Source organism: Oceanobacillus oncorhynchi (genome assembly GCF_000821065.1).
GTDB classification, from domain to species: Bacteria; Bacillota; Bacilli; order Bacillales; family Amphibacillaceae; genus Oceanobacillus; species Oceanobacillus oncorhynchi.
On sequence record NZ_CDGG01000001.1, the window covers coordinates 3,722,108 to 3,742,791 of the forward strand.

General features: G+C 39.2%; 22 protein-coding genes. 6 read left to right on the forward strand and 16 right to left on the reverse strand.

Annotation, left to right across the window (positions count from 1 at the left end; translation table 11 throughout):
• Window positions 1-56 precede the first annotated feature (56 nt).
• The 7 genes from BN997_RS17850 to BN997_RS17880 all read right to left on the reverse strand — a co-directional run bounded on the left by BN997_RS17850 (window position 57) and on the right by BN997_RS17880 (window position 5,825).
• Window positions 57-1,529, reverse strand: a complete 1,473-nt coding sequence (locus tag BN997_RS17850; RefSeq protein WP_042534234.1) for a spore germination protein — start codon at window positions 1,527-1,529, stop codon at window positions 57-59.
• A 121-nt stretch (window positions 1,530-1,650) separates the two neighbouring features.
• On the reverse strand, window positions 1,651-2,079 hold the full coding sequence (locus BN997_RS17855; protein ID WP_042534236.1) for a stage V sporulation protein AB: 429 nt from the start codon (window positions 2,077-2,079) through the stop codon (window positions 1,651-1,653).
• On the reverse strand, window positions 2,057-2,674 hold the full coding sequence (locus BN997_RS17860) for a stage V sporulation protein AA (protein WP_042534238.1): 618 nt from the start codon (window positions 2,672-2,674) through the stop codon (window positions 2,057-2,059). The genes BN997_RS17855 and BN997_RS17860 overlap by 23 nt, the downstream gene beginning before the upstream one ends.
• Window positions 2,675-2,898: 224 nt before the next feature.
• Complete coding sequence (gene sigF, locus BN997_RS17865; protein ID WP_042534240.1) at window positions 2,899-3,651, reverse strand: RNA polymerase sporulation sigma factor SigF; 753 nt, start codon at window positions 3,649-3,651, stop codon at window positions 2,899-2,901.
• A 10-nt stretch (window positions 3,652-3,661) separates the two neighbouring features.
• Window positions 3,662-4,102, reverse strand: coding sequence for an anti-sigma F factor (gene spoIIAB / locus BN997_RS17870; RefSeq protein ID WP_042534241.1), 441 nt, complete (start codon window positions 4,100-4,102; stop codon window positions 3,662-3,664).
• Window positions 4,099-4,452 (reverse strand): anti-sigma F factor antagonist, encoded by a 354-nt coding sequence (gene spoIIAA / locus BN997_RS17875; protein WP_042534242.1) that lies wholly within the window; start codon window positions 4,450-4,452, stop codon window positions 4,099-4,101. The genes spoIIAB and spoIIAA overlap by 4 nt, the downstream gene beginning before the upstream one ends.
• A gap of 194 nt (window positions 4,453-4,646) precedes the next feature.
• Entirely contained in the window at window positions 4,647-5,825 is a 1,179-nt protein-coding gene (locus BN997_RS17880; RefSeq protein ID WP_042534244.1) for a D-alanyl-D-alanine carboxypeptidase family protein, read from the reverse strand.
• Window positions 5,826-5,990: 165 nt separating this feature from the next.
• Here BN997_RS17880 and BN997_RS17885 point away from each other — a divergent pair, with 165 nt between their 5' ends.
• Complete coding sequence (locus BN997_RS17885) at window positions 5,991-6,713, forward strand: 3-ketoacyl-ACP reductase (RefSeq protein ID WP_042534246.1); 723 nt, start codon at window positions 5,991-5,993, stop codon at window positions 6,711-6,713.
• Between the two features lie 67 nt (window positions 6,714-6,780).
• Here BN997_RS17885 and BN997_RS17890 read toward each other — a convergent pair whose 3' ends face one another.
• The 4 genes from BN997_RS17890 to BN997_RS17905 form a co-directional block, all read right to left on the reverse strand.
• Window positions 6,781-8,073 carry a pyrimidine-nucleoside phosphorylase gene (locus BN997_RS17890; RefSeq protein WP_042534248.1) on the reverse strand — a complete coding sequence of 431 codons (1,293 nt, stop codon included), beginning with the start codon at window positions 8,071-8,073 and terminating at the stop codon, window positions 6,781-6,783.
• 18 nt (window positions 8,074-8,091) lie between these two features.
• Window positions 8,092-9,270 carry a phosphopentomutase gene (gene deoB, locus BN997_RS17895; protein ID WP_042534250.1) on the reverse strand — a complete coding sequence of 393 codons (1,179 nt, stop codon included), beginning with the start codon at window positions 9,268-9,270 and terminating at the stop codon, window positions 8,092-8,094.
• Between the two features lie 136 nt (window positions 9,271-9,406).
• The gene (gene xerD, locus BN997_RS17900; RefSeq protein ID WP_042534252.1) at window positions 9,407-10,297 is read right to left on the reverse strand and encodes a site-specific tyrosine recombinase XerD; all 891 of its coding nucleotides are present in this window, start codon (window positions 10,295-10,297) and stop codon (window positions 9,407-9,409) included.
• Window positions 10,298-10,299: 2 nt separating this feature from the next.
• Entirely contained in the window at window positions 10,300-10,497 is a 198-nt protein-coding gene (locus BN997_RS17905) for a DUF4227 family protein (RefSeq protein WP_042534254.1), read from the reverse strand.
• A 238-nt stretch (window positions 10,498-10,735) separates the two neighbouring features.
• On the opposite strand from BN997_RS17905, the gene BN997_RS17910 reads away from it, so the two are divergent.
• Window positions 10,736-11,596, forward strand: coding sequence for a fructosamine kinase family protein (locus BN997_RS17910; RefSeq protein WP_244882403.1), 861 nt, complete (start codon window positions 10,736-10,738; stop codon window positions 11,594-11,596).
• A gap of 138 nt (window positions 11,597-11,734) precedes the next feature.
• Here BN997_RS17910 and BN997_RS17915 read toward each other — a convergent pair whose 3' ends face one another.
• The 3 genes from BN997_RS17915 to BN997_RS17925 form a co-directional block, all read right to left on the reverse strand.
• Window positions 11,735-12,211, reverse strand: coding sequence for a ferric iron uptake transcriptional regulator (locus tag BN997_RS17915; protein ID WP_042534256.1), 477 nt, complete (start codon window positions 12,209-12,211; stop codon window positions 11,735-11,737).
• 202 nt (window positions 12,212-12,413) lie between these two features.
• The gene (gene spoIIM, locus BN997_RS17920; RefSeq protein WP_042534257.1) at window positions 12,414-13,058 is read right to left on the reverse strand and encodes a stage II sporulation protein M; all 645 of its coding nucleotides are present in this window, start codon (window positions 13,056-13,058) and stop codon (window positions 12,414-12,416) included.
• Window positions 13,059-13,183: 125 nt separating this feature from the next.
• A complete protein-coding gene (locus BN997_RS17925) occupies window positions 13,184-13,726 on the reverse strand; it encodes an NUDIX hydrolase (RefSeq protein WP_042534259.1) in 543 nt (180 codons plus the stop codon).
• A 389-nt stretch (window positions 13,727-14,115) separates the two neighbouring features.
• On the opposite strand from BN997_RS17925, the gene BN997_RS17930 reads away from it, so the two are divergent.
• On the forward strand, window positions 14,116-15,036 hold the full coding sequence (locus tag BN997_RS17930; RefSeq protein WP_042534261.1) for an aldo/keto reductase: 921 nt from the start codon (window positions 14,116-14,118) through the stop codon (window positions 15,034-15,036).
• A gap of 122 nt (window positions 15,037-15,158) precedes the next feature.
• On the opposite strand, the gene BN997_RS17935 is transcribed toward BN997_RS17930, so the two are convergent.
• Complete coding sequence (locus BN997_RS17935; protein WP_042534263.1) at window positions 15,159-15,965, reverse strand: SDR family NAD(P)-dependent oxidoreductase; 807 nt, start codon at window positions 15,963-15,965, stop codon at window positions 15,159-15,161.
• Between the two features lie 186 nt (window positions 15,966-16,151).
• On the opposite strand from BN997_RS17935, the gene BN997_RS17940 reads away from it, so the two are divergent.
• The 3 genes from BN997_RS17940 (at window position 16,152) to BN997_RS17950 (ending at window position 19,353) form a co-directional block, all read left to right on the forward strand.
• On the forward strand, window positions 16,152-16,895 hold the full coding sequence (locus BN997_RS17940) for a glycerophosphodiester phosphodiesterase (RefSeq protein ID WP_042534265.1): 744 nt from the start codon (window positions 16,152-16,154) through the stop codon (window positions 16,893-16,895).
• Between the two features lie 100 nt (window positions 16,896-16,995).
• Window positions 16,996-17,913: a ribonuclease Z gene (rnz, locus tag BN997_RS17945; protein WP_042534267.1), complete on the forward strand. Its 918-nt coding sequence runs from the start codon at window positions 16,996-16,998 to the stop codon at window positions 17,911-17,913.
• Between the two features lie 60 nt (window positions 17,914-17,973).
• Entirely contained in the window at window positions 17,974-19,353 is a 1,380-nt protein-coding gene (locus BN997_RS17950; RefSeq protein WP_042534268.1) for an aldehyde dehydrogenase, read from the forward strand.
• A 44-nt stretch (window positions 19,354-19,397) separates the two neighbouring features.
• On the opposite strand, the gene BN997_RS17955 is transcribed toward BN997_RS17950, so the two are convergent.
• Complete coding sequence (locus BN997_RS17955; protein WP_419880316.1) at window positions 19,398-20,651, reverse strand: DNA polymerase IV; 1,254 nt, start codon at window positions 20,649-20,651, stop codon at window positions 19,398-19,400.
• Window positions 20,652-20,684 lie beyond the last annotated feature (33 nt).

The window sequence follows — 20,684 nt, forward strand, 5'->3', positions numbered from 1 at the left end:
TACAGGCGGCAAGTAACTGGAAACCGATCATGCCCCTGTCTTTTTGAATAATCGTTTCAAGGACGGCGATAGTTATTACGAGGATGTACAATACTCGGGCGATGTTTGTTATTCGGAACCGGCATCCGAAATATAATTTGTTTCATTGCATTTAAGTTAAAAGGAAGCAGAGGCCACATATACGGCGTTCTCATCGATCTGATCTGAACAATAAAAAATATATAAAGGGTGATTCCAATCATATAGCCGGGAAAACCGAATAATCCTACCGCAAGGACCAGAATAATTGTAACTACCTTATTCGCAACACTTAACTCGTAACTTGGTGTCACATAATTTCCAATAGCAGCCGTTGAAATGTATAAAATAACCTCTGGCGAAAACAATCCGACTTCAATCGCTATTTCCCCAATTAAAACAGCTGCAATTAATCCCATCGCTGTGGATAAAGGAGTCGGGGTGTGTATCGCTGCCATTCTTAAGAATTCAATCCCTATCGTTGCAATAATAATCTGAACGGTTATTGGAATGTTCCCTTCATCATTGGGCCCGATAAAACTTAATTTATCCGGCAGCAAAGACGGTTCAACCGCAAACAGAAGCCAGGTCGGCAAAAGAAATAATGCAGCCAGCACAGCAAGAAAGCGAATAAAACGAATACATGTACCGATTGTCGGCACTTGCCGATATTCTTCCGCATGCTGCAAGTGATGAAAAAAAGTTGTTGGAATAATAATGGCACTGGGAGAAGTATCGACAAATATAATGACATGACCTTCTAATAAATGACTTGTCGCTACATCTGGTCTCTCTGTATATCGAACCAGCGGATATATATTCCATTTTTTAACCAGTAAAAATTCTTCTAATGATTTATCAGACATCGACATACCATCGACCTGAATTTTTCCAATCAGATTTTTTAAGTGCTTTACTAAATTCGGATTAGCTATATCTTCAATGTAGGTGATACAAACATCTGTTTTCGAACGTTCGCCAACCTTCATCATTTCATTCCGCAAACTTTCATCCCGCAAGCGTCTTCTGGTGAGCGCTGTGTTTTCTACAATATTTTCTGTATACCCATCTCTTGATCCACGAATGACTTTCTCTGTATCCGGTTCTTCTGGAGTTCTTCCGGGATAATTACGCACATCAATAATTTGTGCATATTCTTTTCCATCAATAAATACAGCTATCAGACCGCTGAGTACTTCATCAACTGCTTCATCCATTGTTTGAACATGTTCTACCTGCTGATGGACCAGCCGGTTTTCAATGATTTTTCCAATCTTGTCACTTTCTGATTCATTATCATTGATTTCAACCATTACTCTTAAAATCTGTTGTACAACGGAGGTATCCGTAAGACCATTTACATAGTACATCTGGATACGCTGATTCAGGACGACTGTCTCCCTGTAGCCCAAATCATACGATTTTTCTAAGCCTACCCTCTTTTTCATATACGCATAGATATCATCAATATGAGGAGAGATTGGGCTCTTTTTTTCTTTATCTGTCTGCATGTAATCACCTTCTGTTTGTCAGCTTATATTGGAAAAGCAAAACTGTTTTGCGTCTCAGCTTCTTGTTTGGAAGCTTAAATTATCAAGAATTAATAATTTTGGATAAAAAACCTGCTGTATTTTACCGGACAAAATAAACCCACTGAAACAGCGAACCAAATACTTTACCCAGCATCAGGGCCATCATAAATAAAATCACATAGCCGTCCATACCTATCCTCCGTGAGAGAATCGGGAAAACATTTAATACTTCTGTTAATGCTGCAGCAAGCATTCCGTTAAAAATGCCATGAAATAATCCCCATAGCATCAATGCAAACACAGATTGTGATGTGGAAATAGGAGCAAAAGAGAAATAAGTCCCGATTAATAACCCAATAATAACTGCCGCTCCATAAACTTTGATGTATTTCTCTGTCTTGCTTAATTGAATCAGTCTCGGAATAATCCCCAATACCGTAATAAAAGCAACAAAACCCGCACCCACTGCAACCCCGCTGCTGAAGCCAATAAAAATTTGCAGGATATTAAGAAGAATTTCTTGGATCATTCAATTCATTTTCCATTGTATTGATATACTGCTGTAAATCCTGCTGATAATTAAAAATTTCTACTTCCAGCGGACTTGGCTCTTCATTAAATCTTTTTTTAAACCAGTGATTAAAAAAAAGAATGGTTCCTACGCCGAGACCTAATGAATAAGGAATCTGAATCCATAAAGGATACTCATTTTCGGTGCCAGTCAGGAGAAAATGCAGTTTTTGCTGGACGGGCTGCATGCTTACATCATAATGAAAGTTCATAATAGTCATTGCCGATCCGACAAACAGCAGCAGCCAGACAAATGTAAGAACCAAAGGATGGGTTGCTTTTTTACGCGGTTCAATTTGTATCAGCGTTTGTTCCGGTCCGAGCAGCTGAAATTCAATATCGGAATATTCCTTTGTAAGGTGATCAATTACCAAAAAGCTGTCAATTACCAAGATATTTTTATCTTTTTTGGATAGGCGGTAAATCGACGTATCTTCCAATAATTCCTTTTTGTTTGACTGTGTGGATATATAAGCAATATCTTTTAGTTTGAGCTCCTGCCATGTTTCTAGGACTATTTTTTTCCGCATTCTTATATATACAAGCTCTGCCATGGTTAACTCACCCTTATCTTCATTTCCTTAACCAATAGTATTTGTTAAAAGAGAACAAAATATAAGCCTTAAATGTAAAACAAGGCTTTACTCAGCGGGAGTCTTACAAAAGTTCTTCGATGTGAGGAATAATCGCAGTCCTAGTCCCAGCTAGTTACACTGCGATAAATACAATTGAACGAAAAAAAGCTTATCTGTGTGAGTCACACAAATAAGCTTTCCTCTTAGCCTGCATCCATATTTTTTTTCATATCCTCTAAAATCTTTTTCTCCAGTCTGGATACCTGTACCTGAGAAATTCCGAGCCTTTCAGCCACTTCGGTCTGTGTCTGGTCTTTATAATATCGTAGGTAAATAATTAACCTTTCCCGTTCAGTAAGCGATCGTACGGCTTCCTGAATGGATAATTTCTCAAACCATCTGGAGTCCTGCTCCGCGATTTGGTCTAATAAAGTAATGGAATCTCCATCACTTTCATAGACCGTTTCATGAATGGATTGGGGTGATTTTGCCGCCTCTTGTGCATGTACAATTTCTTCTGGTTCCAGCTCTAAAGCTTCTGCCAGCTCATTTACAGATGGAGAACGACCTAAATCTTTCGACATTTCTTCCCGTTTGCGGCGGATTTTATTCCCCATCTCCTTCAGAGATCGGCTGACCTTCACACTGCCATCATCACGAATAAAACGTTGTATCTCTCCAATAATCATGGGAACGGCATAGGTAGAAAATTTAACATTATAGGATAAATCAAATTTATCCACTGCTTTAATCAGCCCAATGCTCCCAATTTGAAATAAGTCATCTGGATCATATCCCCGATTAACAAATCGCTGCACAACAGACCAGACAAGCCGGACATTTCGGCGGATCAGCTCTTCTCTTGCTTCGTTATCACCGGATTGGCTTAACCGGATCATTTTCTTTACCTGCTCATTGGAAAGCTGCTCTCTTTCCTCCGTTTTATGAATATTCACGACAGAGACCTTAATTATATACCGTTTTTGATTTGGATAATTGCTTTTTCATATAAACGGAAGTCCCTTTTTCAGGAGCAGAAATGACTTCCACGGTATCCATGAAATTTTCAATAATCGTAAAACCCATGCCGGATCGTTCCATTTCTGGCTTTGATGTATATAAAGGTTCCCTTGCTTCATCAATGTTTAAAATACCTTGTCCCTCATCACGGATGGTCAGCTCTATTTCTCCATCGTATAGAACGCAGTCAATATATACCTTATGATGCGGTTCGCTTCCATAGCCATGAATGATGGCATTTGTCACTGCTTCCGAAACAACGGTTTTAATTTCTGTTAATTCCTCCATTGTCGGGTCCAGCTGTGTGATAAAAGATGCGACAGCAACTCTGGCAAAAGCCTCATTTTCACTGATACTTGAAAAAGAAAAAGACATTTCATTTCTCATGATGTCACCCCCAAGCCTTGAAGTGCGCGTTCTTCATTTTCTTCTAAACGTATAATTTTGTAAAAGCCTGACATATCAAATAGACGATGCAGTGAAGGAGACACAGAACAAAGAACCATCTCTCCTCCCAATTGAACAATTTCTTTATAACGTCCTAAAACAACCCCCAGCCCAGAACTGTCCATGAAACTAACTCCGTTTAGATTCAAGATGATATGTTTAATGGAATGCATATAAATCCAATCCTTCCACGTATCTCTCAATCCTTCTGCCTCATGATGATCCAGCTCACCTTCCATACGTACAATCAGCACATCGCCTCTTACTTCAAATGTTGTTTGTAATCCCATGTGCAAATGCTCCTCCTCTTTGTTGTGAAATAGTTGTGTTTTTGCTTAAAATACATGTTCAGAAAGTCCGGGAAAGAGAACAGGAAATTTCTTTCTCAAGCTCTTTTTACAGACTTTCGGAACGTCCTTAGTTAGTGTATTCTCTAAACAAATGACTATTTCCTGCTACTCGACAAAAGAAGTGGAAATCCGTGTTAATCGGCTGCTTTCACCATTTTTTGCATGGTACGTTTTGCTAATTCTAAAACAGATGCTTCGCTGATATCCTCGTTCACAATAAGCGGGGTAGCGTATACAGGCTCATCATTTTCTTTGACGGTGAGCTCTCCAACCACGGTGCCTTTTTTAACTGGGAATTCCCAATTATCCTGAATGGAAACTTCTGTTGTGACAGCTGCTTCTTCCTGCCCTTTTTTCTGCAGGGTATGCACACTCTGTTCAGTAACAATATCAAAATGATGCGGGTCTGCTTTTATTTTGTTGAGCTCCATCACAGTTTCTTCTTTGGCAAAAAGCTGTTCTGTTTTGTAGCTTTGGAATCCATAATCCATTAATCCGGATATCATTTTGTTACGTTCTTTAGGCGTTTCTGCTCCCATAACTACAGCGATAACCCGCATATCATCGCGTTTGGCTGTAGCTGTAAGACAATACTTTGCTTCATTTGTATAACCCGTCTTCATGCCATCTGCCCCCGGGTATGAACGAATCAGCTTATTTGTATTTACCAGCCAAAACTCATTTTCCTCCCCCTGTCGTAAATAATCTTCGTAAATGGATGTATAATTTGTGATATCTTCAAAGTGTAATAATTCTCTCGTCATTACTGCCATATCATAGGCGCTGCTATAATGATCGGCTGCCGGCAGCCCGGTTGTATTCGCAAAATGAGTATTCTCTAACGCAAGTTCTTCCGCTTTTTTATTCATCGCCCGGACAAATTCCTCTTCTGTTCCAGCAATCTTCTCTGCCATGGCAACACTGGCATCATTTCCGGAAGCAATCGCGATTCCTTTTATCAGATCATCAACTGACATTTCTTCCCCTGCCTCCAAAAATACCTGTGACCCTCCCATTGAAGCAGCATATTCACTGACGACAACAATGTCTTCTTTGGAGATTTCCTCTTTTTCTAAAGCTTCCATAATAAGAAGCAAGGTCATTATTTTAGTCATACTGGCTGGCGGTAATTGTTCATGCGCATCTTTATCAAACAATACGGTGCCTGTGTTTTGTTCGATTAAAACACTGGATAACGCATCCTCAGCTAACTTTGTTTCTTCTTTGTTCTCTTCATTCGCTAAAACAGTTGAATAGTTAAAAAATATCGTTCCAATAAGTAATCCAATCATGCATAAGATTCGTCTCTTCATACTGCTTCCCTCCAAATTACAATAATACTGTTAGGATTTCCATATTGACGCTATTTCATACTATTTTTTTGATTAACAAATGAAGGAGAGAGCATCTTTTTTGTTGTTCAGCAAACTCTCATCTATACTAGGATGAGAATTGGGATAAAGAAGGGAGTTTTGGAAATGAGTCAAGATATCAGGGGAAAAATTGCTTATATAACTGGCGGAAGCAGCGGAATTGGCAAAGCGACTGCGCGCCAATTAGCAAAAGAAGGCGTTCATCTAGGTTTAATTGCCAGAAACCAGGAAAAGCTGGAGAATGTCCAAAAGGGATTAGAAAATGAAGGTATTTCTGTTGTCACCTGCAGTGCGGATATTTCGAAGCATGACCAAGTCAAATCTGCGGTTCAGACGCTAGAACAGCAATTAGGCAAAGCAGATATTTTGATTAATAATGCAGCAATAAGCGATTACGGTAATTTTCAGGATATGGATGAGGAAGTATGGAAGCATATTTTTGAAGTGAATGTTTTTGGAACATATCATATGCTGAAGGAAGTGCTGCCGCATCTTGTCAGCAAGCAAAAAGGAGACATTATCAACATTTCTTCCAGCAATGGATTAAAAGCAACCGCAGGCTCAACTGCCTACAGCGCATCTAAATTTGCTATTCAGGGCATGTCAGAAGCATTGATGCAGGAGGTACGCAGAGAAAACATCCGTGTATTTACCATGACCCCCAGCTTAGTCGCAACTGAGCTAGCTTTTGGCGATGAATTAGAAGAAAAGAACGAAGATAAGTTTATGCAGCCGGAAGATATCGCCGAATATATCGCAGCTCAATTAAAATTAAATCAGCGTATTTTTATTAAGCAATCTGCACAATGGGCGACCAATCCATTTTAAAAAAAGAAAAAAAGAGCTTTAGACACTATACAGTGATTTCTAAAGCTCTTTTTCCACTCATCTCTATTTAATGGATAACACCAATAACACTTGGATTTACTTGAACGGGAGTTTCTGTAATTGTAATTGCATCCTTTATTTTCTGAATGACAGCTGCATTATCTTCTATATTAGTATGGATGGTTGCAAGCTTATCGCCAGCCTCCAGCTTATCACCCAGCTTTACATGAAAGGTGATTCCTACTTGATGATCGATTTGATCATCCTTTGTTTTTCTGCCGGCGCCGAGCAGCATAGCAGCCTCTCCCATCTGCTGTGTTTCGACAGAAGAAATATACCCTGCCTTCTCTGCAGTCACATCAATAGATTGCTTTGCTTCGATTTCATGAATACTGGACATATCCCCATCTTGTGCCTCAATAAAGGTAACAAACTTCTCATAAGCATCTCCATTTTGAATCACTTCTTCAACCAATTTTCTGCCTTGTTCTTCCGTCGTTGCTTTTCCGGCCAGATAGACCATTTGCGCAGCAATCTCTACAGAGACATCATATAAATCCTGACTATATTCCTGGTCACGTAATAATTTTACTGCCTCCAGCACTTCATTTCCATTACCGATTTCTGTGCCAAGAGGCTGATCCATATTAGTTAAAACAGCCACGGTTTCCCGATTTAACTTTTTCCCGATGGCAACCATTGTTTCCGCAAGCTTCCTTGCTTCCTCTTCTGTTTTCATAAAAGCGCCATTGCCGACTTTAATATCTAATACGATGGCATCTGCTCCGGAGGCTATTTTCTTACTCATGATGGAGCTTGCAATTAATGGAATAGAGTCAACCGTACCTGTCACATCTCTTAAAGCATAAATCTTTTTATCCGCAGGTACTAAATTCCCTGATTGTCCGACCAGCGCGATACCTAATTCTTGCACCTGCTCTTTAAACCTGTCTAACGGAAGCTCTGTATGAAACCCTTTAATCGATTCCAGCTTATCTACTGTTCCGCCGGTATGACCGAGCCCGCGTCCGCTCATTTTTGCAAAAGGGATGCCTAAGGACGTGATAATCGGAGCGACTACTAAACTGACCTTGTCCCCTACGCCGCCAGTAGAGTGTTTGTCTACAACTGTGGTATTTAAAAAGGATAAATCAATGGTTTCCCCAGACTTCACCATGAAGTCTGTAAGTGCAGAGGTCTCATCACTGTTTAAACCTTGAAAATATACGGCCATCAACCAGCTTGCGATTTGATAATCCGGTATCGTATCGTTGACATATCCATCTATCATATACTCGATTTCTTCATAAGATAATGCTTCTCCGTATTTTTTCTTATTGATTATCTCTACCGTATTCATGTTAATCTCCCTCTCTATTTATTTAATATCGTCTAAAAAGCTCGTACCATGTTCCGGTAATGTAATATTAAAATTGTCTGCAATGGTTGCACCGATATCCGCAAAGGTTGTCCTGACCGGAAGCTCTTTCCCTTCTTCAATACCTATGTGGTAAACAAGCAGCGGCACATATTCGCGGGTATGATCCGTTCCGTGATGTATCGGATCATTTCCGTGGTCAGCTGTAATAATCAATAAATCATCTTCCTGCAGCTGATCAAGTATTTCCGGCAGCTGTTTATCATAGGTCTCCAGCGCTTTTCCATATCCCATTGGATCTCTGCGATGGCCATACTTTGCATCGAAATCAACCAGGTTAAGGAAGCTTAAGCCGGTGAATTCCTTTTTCAACGTATCACTTAATTTCACCATTCCATCATCGTTATCCTTTGTACGGACTGCCTCTGTCACTCCTTCCCCATCATAAATATCAGATATCTTCCCAAGTGCGATAACGTCAATTCCGGCATCTTTTAATTCATTCATCACTGTGCGCCCAAAAGGTTTTAACGCGTAGTCATGTCTGTTGGATGTACGTTCAAAAGCCCCCGGCTCTCCTACGAACGGACGGGCAATGACACGCCCTACCATATACTTCTCATCCAGCGTGAGCTCTCTGGCAATTTCACAAATCTGGTACAATTCATCGATTGGAACCACATCCTCATGAGCAGCAATCTGCAGAACAGAATCTGCAGATGTGTACACAATCAAGCTGCCCGTTTCGACATGTTCTTTTCCAAGCTCTACTAATATTTCTGTTCCAGATGCCGGTTTATTGCCAATTACTTTTCTTCCAGTCTTTTCTTCTAATGCTTGAATAAGCTCATCTGGGAATCCATCCGGGAACGTTCGGAATGGCTGGTCAATACGGAGTCCCATAATTTCCCAATGACCAGTCATGGTATCTTTTCCATTAGAAGCCTCCTGCATTTTTGTATAATGTGCTTTAGGCTTGTCCGCCGGAGCAATCCCTTTAATTTCACGAATATTGCTCAGGCCTAGGCTTCCCATCGTCGGCATATCCAGCCCATTCATTTCTTCTGCAATATGGCCTAGTGTATCCGCTCCCAAATCATCAAACTTCGCGGCGTCCGGTGCCTCTCCAATCCCTACTGAATCCATGACAATTAAAAATACACGTTTAAATGATTTCATTTGTATCTACCTCCTATGTACTATATTCCCGAAACTATGGTTCCGTATGATATTTATTATAGATGTTAGATGTCTGACAACAAAAGGTCAATGAAATTTTTGCTGAAACACTTTTTTACATTTAATAAAGATAAAATTAAGCTCTCGGATGATAAGATTGATAGATATCCTTCAGCCTAGCTTTCGTTACATGCGTATAAATTTGTGTTGTCGATATATCCGCATGTCCAAGCATCTCTTGTACAATTCTTAGATCTGCTCCGTTTTCCAATAGATGGGTGGCGAAAGAATGCCTTAAAGTATGCGGAGTGATTGTCTTATGAATATCAGCTTTTATAGCCAATCCCTTTAAAATTTTCCAAAATCCCTGTCTGCTTAAAGGACGGCCATGCTGATTTAAAAAAAGTGCACTCTCCTGTTTGTTTTTCTTCACAAGCTCTTTTCTCGCCGTTTGTATATAATCCTCCAGAGTCTTTCTGGCTGTGTCTCCCAGTGGAACAATCCTTTCTTTCGAGCCTTTCCCCATACATTGGACAAAGCCCATCGTCAAGTGTAAATCCTCCAGTTTTAAGCCTATCATTTCAGATACACGCAAGCCCGTGGCATATAATAATTCTAGCATTGCCTTATTGCGCAGTGACAGCGGTGTTGCAGTGTTTATGCTTAATAATCGATCTACTTCCTCCTGAGAAAGTGTATCCGGAAGCTTCCGGTCTTTTTTCGGAGTTTCAATATGCAGACTGGGATCTGTATCAGCAATTCTCTCCCGTATTAAAAATTGGTGAAAGGATCTGATAGAAGAAATATGCCTCGAAATCGTAGCAGTCGACTTACCGCTGTCTTTTAGCTCATACAAAAAGCGCATAATATCATTTCGGGTGATTTCATTCCAAACATTATAGCCGATTTGGGTCAAATGTTTCTCGTAAGCAGTAAGATCTCTCTGATAAGAAGTGATGGTATTATCTGACAATCCCTTCTCTACCCGCAGAAAATGAAAAAAATCCTCTAATGCATATTTCAACATATTTATTCCCCTTTCAGAAAATCAAATGGAAACCAGGGAATCCCCTCCTCCACCACCTTAACCGCTGGTCCTTCCGGCAAATCATAACGATGCATTTCTTGAAACTCTTTATATATAAAATGCAGACAAACCGAAAAAAAGCAAGCACCTATCATAAACCAAATAAATATTTTAACAGTTTCCTTAACATGCTTCTCCATACTCTAACCTCCCTGTGCTGTTACGCTGTATCGCAGCCAAACACGTTTATAGTTAGAATATGCAAACAAGCTCTTCAAAAATACAAGAAAAAGATGCGGACAGGAACAAAATCGGTACATCTCCTTCTGTTAATATTATACAATGATTGGAAGCAGAGTTAAACTACAAACACTTTTACACTTTTGTGTCGTCCAGATTTTTGCCATACTAAAATTAATCAAAAAGGAGGTCTTACAGGTGCTTGAAGAAAAATTAAAACAATTAGGTGACAACTCCGCTATCGAAACAAAGACGCCCATTTCCGGCGGCGATATTAATCAGGCTTACTATGTAAAAACCGGAAAGCAGGAATATTTTATAAAAGCGAATCAAAGTGCAGCCAGTGATTTTTTTCAAATAGAAGTAAATGGACTGGAAAAAATTCGTTCGACACAGACAATTGCTGTACCGGAAGTATACTACTTTGATAATTCCGCCGGAAATGAAGAAATGATGCTGATTATGGAGTGGATTGAGGGAGAAGAAACTGCAGCTGCAGAGCAGCATTTAGGCAAACAGCTGGCCTCGATGCATTTAGTCGGCGGCTCCACAGCATATGGTTTAGATCAGTCAACTTATGTTGGAAAATTAACTCAGTCAAATGAGTGGTACACCAATTGGGTGGATTATTATCGTGAGCATCGGCTTCAGCCCCAGTTAGATTTGGCGGTGCAGTACAATCGGATGAACCAAAATAGACGTTTAAAACTAGAGGCATTGATTCGTGATTTAGATCTTTATCTCCCCAGTCAGCCTAAGGTTTCCTTATTACACGGTGATTTATGGGGAGGCAATTGGATTATAGGGGGCGCAGGACAGCCTTATCTGATTGATCCCTCTATACTTTACGGGGACCATTTATTTGAACTAGCTTTCACGGAACTCTTTGGTGGGTTTTCCAATACGTTTTATTCGCAATATCAGGAAGCAATGCCACTAGCTGATTATTATCAGGACGTGAAGCCGATTTACCAGCTTTTCCACTTGCTTGTTCATTTAAATATGTTTGGCGAGGTCTATGGCGGCAGCGTAGATCGCATTTTAAAAAGATATATTTGATTTTCTTCACCGCCTCAGCCCGGCGGCAGTATGTAATGACATTCTGCCGCCGGCTATCCCTGTTGCTGATCAATATGTATTTTGCTCCAAATAAAAATAAAACCTTTCTCTCCCGGAAAAAGGTTTTACTCTCATTACTTATGTTGCTTTTTGAACATCTTCTTTTTCTGCTGCAGCTGCTTTTTGACATTGGCGACAAATCCCATGAAAGGTTAAGCGATGATCCTTCACCTCAAAGCCCCAGTCATTTTCAACGATTTGTTCTACTTCACCTAATAAATCATTTTCAATCTCTTCAACAGAGCCGCATTCAATACATACTAAATGATGATGGAAATGCTTTGCGCCTTCTTTACGCAAATCATATCTGGATACACCATCACCAAAATTAATTTTGTCTACTATTTTCAATTCGGATAATAATTCTAATGTACGATAAACGGTTGCCAGACCAATTTCTGGTGATTTCTCCTTTACAAGAAGATACACATCCTCCGCACTTAAGTGATCGTCTTCTCTTTCCAGAAGCACTCGAACCGTAGCTTCCCTTTGGGGAGTTAATTTGTAGCTATGCGAATGTAGCTGTTTTTTTATTTTTTCAATCCGGTGTTCCATGGATAGTCGCCTCCCTCACTCTACATTTTTATTATATGCATCTATCTTCCATGTGTCAAAGGTATTCTCAATTGTTAATAATAATTATTATAAAATAACATAAATTATTATATTAAAACAAATACCTTTTATCAAGCAATAAGCAAGTAATGTAAAATGTAAAGGAGTTAAGATAAAGATACTTTATTCTCCCGCAGGAGGATTATCCATGGTACCTCTCTATCCATTCTAACAGAAGTGTATTTGACAGATAAGCTTCCATCAATGCTGCTAATGCTGTACATACAATTAAAATTGCAAAAGTGATAAGCAATCTTATAAAAGGCGGCCATACTTCCTGGTACTGATGCTTTAATAAAAGCTTCTGCCATAAACCAATTGAAAATATCATAGCCACACTTCCTGCAATGATATATATAGGAATAATCAATAGGTTTTGAGGAGCAATCGATATCGTTGATAAAAGAAGCCCTTGCCCTCCCAGCTGATTGACCATAAAACCGACTGAAAAACCGACAACGAGCCCTTTCATGAATATCATAATCCAAATAATAGGGAGCCCAATCATACTCAATGCCAATAATATAATAAAAGAAAGATACTTAATATGATAAAGAAGACTTTGAATAAATATATCCTGCCGTCCAATAACTTCTCCTTCATTTGTTTGCTGTGTAAAGAACCGTTCCAAGTAAAAGAACAGATTTTGTTTTTGTACAAAATCCATACTATTTACCAAGATAGCCCCGAACACGATGCCTGTCAAAAAAAGAATGGCAGTAAATACATAAATGGTCGTGTGCCGTTTTATATGCCCGATTAATAAATGTTGAGAGGTATTATACATTGAGATCCTCCTGACTTCACTATAGTTCCTATACTTCAAACTATGAGAATCCCTCTTAAAACATACCTATTAATTTTTATCTTTTAATAGAGCAGGTAGAACGCGTCCGGTGAAAACCTTTTTTCTTATTTCGTTAAAGCATGTAAATAAAGAACAGCATAGTTCGTTTTTGCGTCTTGAATACGCCCTTTTTCCACGAGGTCTTTTGCTTCATCTAACGTTACTTCCATGATTTCCACAAATTCATCGTCATCGCCCGCCGGCGGATTTTCCATTTTAATTAAATCATTGGTGACGTAAACATACACCAGTTCATTAGCAAAGCCTGGAGAGGTGTAAAAAGAGGTCACTTGCGAGAGATTAGTTGTTGTATACCCTGTTTCTTCTTCCAGCTCACGGACTGCGGCAGTTAATGGATTTTCATTCTGCTCCAGCTTCCCTGCCGGAATTTCTACTAATGTTCTTTCCAATGGTTTGCGATATTGTTCTACAAGTACAATTTTATTATCTGGTGTAATTGGAATAATCGCTACGGCTCCTGGATGATAGACAAGCTCTCTTTGAGCTGTTTCTCCATTGGGAAGCCGTACCTCATCTAGTTGTACATCAATAATGTTCCCTTCAAATATTTTTTTGGATGTCATTGTTTTTTCTTCAAAACGTTGCATATATGCTACTCCACCTTTTCGTCATTTAGTGCAGGTTAACAGGCTGACCCGCCAGCAGTTTGAACAAGTACTTTTTTATGGACAATCGCCTGTGAAATTCCTGCTGAATGCAATTCCCTTATATGTGTCTTTCCATTCATTTTATTCGCAGAACTCTATTGTAGCAAGTCTATTTCTTTTTTTCTTCTGATTCGATTTCTTTTTTTATGACAAACGGTATTTTATTTCTTAACCATTCATTACTTTCAGACACTGATTATCATTCCCATCCGCCCCACAAACTATTTGATAGAAATGACTTATTTCATTCGTTAAAAAAGTGTATTAATTGTATTCTTTTCTATCACCCTCTACAATATATGCATACCGGATTTACAAGGAGGAATAGCATGAAGAAACGGCAGCTTGGCAAAAGCGATATCGAAATTTCTGATTTAACTCTCGGCTGTATGTCGCTGGGAACAAATGTACAGCAAGGTAAAAAAATGATTGATTATGCGTTAGATAAAGGAATCAATCACTTAGATACGGCAGACCTTTATCACTTTGGCGAGAATGAAAAAATCGTTGGAGAAGCAATAAAGCATCGCAGATCGGATGTAGTTGTGACTACAAAGGTCGGAAACCATTTTGAAAAAGGTAAAGATGATTGGTTCTGGGATCCTTCGAAGAAATATATCCACAAAGCCGTCCGGGATAGTTTACAAAGACTGAATACAGACTATATTGATGTCTACATGCTTCATGGCGGCACATTGGAGGATCCAATCGATGAAACCATAGAAGCTTTTGATGAACTAAAGAAAGATGGTCTAATCCGCACCTATGGTATTTCGTCCATCCGTCCAAATGTTGTCCGGGAATACGCCATCCGCTCCTCTATTGATATTTTAATGACACAGTACAGTCTTTTAGACAGAAGACCAGAGGAAGCCATTCTACCGATTGCAGAAGAAAATAAAATCGGTGTTGTTGCCCGCGGTCCGCTGGCACAGGGGCTACTAAGCAATAAAGCCGATGAAGTTCTCGATAAAAAAGCGGAGGACGGCTACCTCGACTATTCCTACAGCGAATTAAAATCACTTTATTATGAATTGGAACAGGCGTTGCCGGACAGTTCTCTGCAGCAATTAGCGATGTATTATGCAGCTAATCATCCTGCGATTACGTCAACCGTCTTTGGAGCAAGCTCTCTGGAACAATTAGAAAAAAATATTGCAGTTCACCAATCAATTAACGAAATCACCGATGCAGCTTATCCTATTCTGCAGCAGCTGTCCAAAGCTTCACAGTATGAGCAGCATCGTTAAAAAAGGCGGAGTTTCCGCAACTTCATAAGCCTTTTACAGCATTGCCAAAGAAACAGGTCTGCTTTCACTGAGAGATGATGCTCAGGAAAAGCAGACCTGTTTTATAAGATATACTTACTCTATTATTTTTTATCAAATTGAGATTGAAGGAGTTTCTCCATTAACCCTGGAAATAAGCGATACAGAATACTGCCAGCTTCCATCCACCACGGCATATTGATTTCTCTTCTATTAGAAAATAAAGAATGCACTACCTTTGAAGCTACTTTTTCAGGAGAAAGCATATACTTTTCTACATTCTGCTGGTATTTGCCCTCCTTATCAGCCATCTCAAAAAAGTTTGTTTTCACCGGGCCCAGATTAACAGAAGTGACCGTCAGGCTGCTTCCCCTTGTCTCTTGTCTGAGTACATTTGTAAAGCCCAGCATCGCATGTTTAGACGCAGCATATCCTGCTGCTTTTGGTGTTGGCAATTTTGCAGCCTGAGAAACAATATTAATAATATGCGATTTCCCTTTAAACTGCAGAAAATGTGGCAGGAAGGCTTTTGCATATTGCATCCCTGCTAAAACATTCACCTGAAACATTTCCTCTACCTCATCCATATTTAATTCTTCGATTGAATCAAATACACCAAAGCCTGCATTATTGATTAATCCATGAATACGCTTCTCTGTCTCCAACATATCATTAATCTGTTCTTCAATTGCTTCCCTTGAAAATCTGTCAATGGGATAAACCCTGCAAATGCCGTTATTTGCTTCTATTTCATCTGCTAATTCTTGCAGCAATTCTTGTGACCTTGCGATTAAAATAGGTATGCCGCCATGAGCAGCGATTTCTATAGCAATCCCTCTTCCAATTCCTTTTGATGCACCGGTGACAATAATTTTTTTATCTTTAACAAAATGATTTCTTCCTATTCTCATATTTATCGACCCTTACTTCATATAATGATTTAAAGTGTGTGACCTTGCTTTCAAAGTGTGAACATCATTTATTAGATGGATATCCTGTGTTTATATATATTGTACAACGAAACAATCCTCCCGTACACTGGTTTAAACATTGACTTACGGGGGAAAATCTAACACAATAAGATTGGGGGTGACACGATGACGTCCATTATCGCACACCGGGGTGCAAGCAATTATGCCCCTGAGAACAGTTTCCCGGCTTTTGAGCTTGCTTACGAGATGAAGGCTGATGGCATTGAAACAGATGTCCAATTAACAAAGGATAATATTCCTGTCCTTTTTCATGATGAAGGTTTGCAGCGTATTTTTGGAGTAAAAGGATGGATTACTCAATTTACGCTGGACGAGCTAAAACAATTAGACATGGGCAAATCCTTTCACACTGAATTTGCAGGAACACGGATCGTAACACTGGAGGAATTTCTAATCTGGATCAAAGATAAACCTTTGATTCTTCATTTAGAATTAAAAAATAATAAAATTGCACATAAGAATCTGGAGAAAATTACATATCAGCTTATTAAACAATATCAAATGCTGGACCGGACATACTTTTCTACATTCTCTGATACCAGTATAACGCGCCTGGCAAGTTTTGATGAAATTTCAAATATCGGTTGGTTAACCAAGCGATCAAGAAGAGATTTATTAGCATATGCCTTGTCTATCGGCGCAACAGCCGTTCATATAAAACACACGCTGCTGCGTCAGCAGCTCATAAATGAAGCGATGAAAAACGGGATTCCGGTAAGAGTGTATACGGTGAATTCAACCCGGCTTTTAAATCGATGCTTTTCTTACAAAGTAAATAGCATATTTACTGATGTACCCAATCGGGCGTTTGCTGTACGCAAAGCATTATATCGCAGTTTTTTGTCTTGATTGAAGAGCGCTTCCTAATTTTTGACCTTCTGCGTTGATGATTGTCGTATATTTGGGTAAAATTTTAAATTATAATATAATATTAAGGTGAGATTGAAACATGGAAATTACTTTCTTAGGCACCGGAGCAGGACTTCCTTCTAAAGAAAGGAATGTAACAGCCGTTGCACTCAGCATGCTGCAAGAATTAAATGAAGTCTGGTTGTTTGATTGCGGAGAAGCCACGCAGCATCAGCTTCTTCATACTAAAATTAAACCGGGAAAAATAAATAAAATCTTTATTTCCCATATGCATGGCGATCATATTTATGGATTACCGGGATTTCTCAGCAGCCGTTCATTTCAGGCAGGCGCAGACAGACCATTAACCATTTATGGTCCGGAGGGTTCAAAGGAATTTATCCAAGCTGCTTTGAAATTAAGCTATACGCATTTAACGTATCCTCTTACTGTTATAGAGATAAAAGAAGGACTGTTATTTGAAACGGAAGCCATCGAAGTATATGCAAAAAAACTTGTCCACGGTGTACCAAGCTTCGGTTTCCGTATTGTTGAAAAAGACAAGCCAGGTGAGCTTCTTGTAGATAAATTAAAAGAAAAAGGGATACGTCCCGGTCCAGTTTACGGCGAAATAAAAGAAAAACCTTCTGTCACTCTGGAAGATGGCACGATAATTTACCGTTCTGATTTTATCGGCTCGCCCAAAAAAGGAAGGGTTATTTCGATTCTTGGGGACACCACCTATCAGGCGGCGCATAAAGAATTTGTAAAAAATAGCGATCTGTTAATTCATGAAGCAACCTTTGCTGCAGATAAAGAGACACTTGCAGAGGACTATTTTCATTCAACAAATATACAAGCCGCTAAAATAGCGCTTGATGCAGGATGTAAACAGCTAATCTTGACACACATATCTTCAAGATATCAATTTTCAGATATGGATGCGTTTCTGGAAGAGACAAAAGAAGTATTTTTGAATACATCCATAGCCGGCGATTTTAGTGTGTTTCAATTATAGTTTGTGCATCGTTTACAGCTTGCACATCCTCTTGAAGTGAGAAAGGGAGAGACAGATTTGATGACCTTACAAGAAAACTATCAGCAAATTGTTGATGATCATCGAAAATATATTGATCAAGGAAATACCGTTGATTATACGTTTCGTAAACAACAATTAGAAAAAATCAAAAAGATTTTCAAAGATAATGAAGAAGAGATATATGATGTATTAAAAAAAGATTTAAATAAACCTGATCATGAAATAATACTTACGGAGATTGGCATTATTCAAAGCGAATTGGAAGTAGCCATTAAAAATCTCCGCTACTGGATGCAGCCTGAAAAAGTTGCCTCTCCATTAACGCATAAAGGCTCGAAAAGCTATATTATAAAAGAACCGCTCGGTGTTGTGCTCGTTATTGCACCATGGAATTATCCTTTACAATTATCATTAGTACCTGTTATCGGAGCGATTGCAGCAGGTAACTCAGTTATTCTAAAGCCGTCTGAACATGCTCCGCATACATCCGATTTTCTTGCCAGAATCGCAGAAGAGCATTTCGACCCGTCTTATTTCACTGTTGTTCAGGGTGCTGTCGAAGAAACAACAGAGCTGTTAAAACAGCGTTTTGATCACATTTTCTTTACTGGAGGAAGTGCAGTTGGAAAAATCGTGATGCGGGCCGCAAGCGAGCATTTAACTCCGGTAACGTTAGAGCTGGGCGGAAAAAGTCCTGCAATTGTAGATGAAGATGCAAACATCCAATTGGCAGCTAAACGAGTTGTATGGGGAAAATATACAAATGCCGGTCAGACCTGTGTGGCGCCGGATTATTTATTAGTACAAGAATCTGTTAAATTCAAGCTTTTAAAAGCAATGAAAAAGCAAATAAAGTCTTTATTTGGCAAGAATGTACTCCAGGGTGAAAATTATTCAAGAATCATAAATCTGGATCATTTTAACCGCTTAAAAGCATTTTTAAATGAAGATCATATTGTTCATGGCGGAGAATATAATGATGAAGAATTAATCATTGAACCTACTATTCTTGATAAAATAGATTGGGAAGACCCTATTATGCAAGAAGAGATATTTGGACCGATTCTTCCCGTATTATCCTTTGAGAATATAGAGGACGCCCTTTCGTTGATTAAATCAAGAGAAAAACCATTAGCACTATACTATTTTGGAGAAAATCCGAGAATGCAGTCTCAGGTAATGGAATACGTTTCATTTGGCGGCGGTTCTATCAATGATACATTCTTCCATTTAGCAAACCCGTATCTTCCGTTTGGCGGAGTCGGGCAGAGCGGAATGGGAAGCTATCACGGGAAAGCCAGCTTTGATACATTTTCACATCAGAAAAGCATCTTAAAACAAACAACGAAATTTGATTTGCCATTCCGTTATTCGGGCGGTACGGTTACTTCAAATATTTTGAAGAAATTCTTATCTTAAAAAAACAAAAGCCTTGATTTTATTCTATTTCAATAGATATAAAATCAAGGCTTTTTATAATCATCTAGGAAATCTTTTTGAAAGCTTGTCCGTGGCTGCTGTTTGTCCTTCTCTTCATTTTTTAAAGATAAAAATATATCTTTTCCGTATTTATCCGTTAATGCTTCCATGGTTTCGTAGAGCTTTTCTTTTTTAGCGTTATCGCGGTAAGTAAACAAATCAAGCTGTTCTCCTACTTGACTCTTCTCCTCTACACTTTGCAAAGAGACACCCAATAGCCGTACAGGCTCTTCATTCCAATGTTTTTTTAATAGCTCCTTTGCGACAAAAAGAATATCTTCTTTTTCATCGATATACCCTTGCAATGTTTTACTGCGCGTAATCGTTTGATGGTTGTGAAAACGAATCATTAATTGAACGCTTTTTCCTGTCGCATTTTTTCGTTTCACTCTTCTTGCTACATTGTCGGTAAGCTGGCCTAACAGCTGGTGAAGTTCATCCCAATCTGTTGAATCATGAGCCAATGTCTGTGAGCTACCGATACTTTTGAAATCATGTACCGCTTCTGGATCCACAATCCGATAGTCTATTCCATTGGCCAGGTTCTTCATTCTTTCTCCATTAACCCCTAATAGCTGCTTTAATTGATAGACATCATGTACAGCTAAATCACCGATTGTATGAATAGATACTTTTCGAAGTTTTTCAGCAGTCTTCTTCCCGATTCCGTGCATTTCTTCAATTGGAAGTGGCCATAATACGTTAGATAATTCCCGCTTTCGAAGGATAGTTATTCCTAAAGGTTTTTTCATATCTGACGCCATTTTTGCCAGAAATTTATTCGGGGCAATACCAAGACTGCATGGGATATCCAGCTCTTTTAATATCCGCTGCTGCAGGTAATTAGCTATTTCTACCGGCGTTCCGAATCCTTCCGTATCAGTAATATCCAGGTAGCCTTCATCAATCGAAACCGGCTGGACGAGCGGTGTAATTTCTGAAAGCATCTTAAAAATAGCCCGGGACGCTTCCCGGTATCTGTCAAAATTAGGCCGCATCAATAATAAATCGGGGCATAATTTTTTTGCCTGCCACACGGGCATCGTCGTTTTCACGCCTTTTGCTCTGGCTTCATAGCTGCTTGTAACAATAATCCCCTTCCGCTCTTCCGGGTTTCCGGCGATTGCAATCGGCTTTCCTTTTAATTCCGGATTATGCGCCATTTCTACCGAAGCATAAAAGCAGTTCATATCTATATGGAAGATAACTCGTCTTTTCGAATTGACCGGCTGTTCCATCATAACACCTCTATTCTTAACAAAAGAAGAACA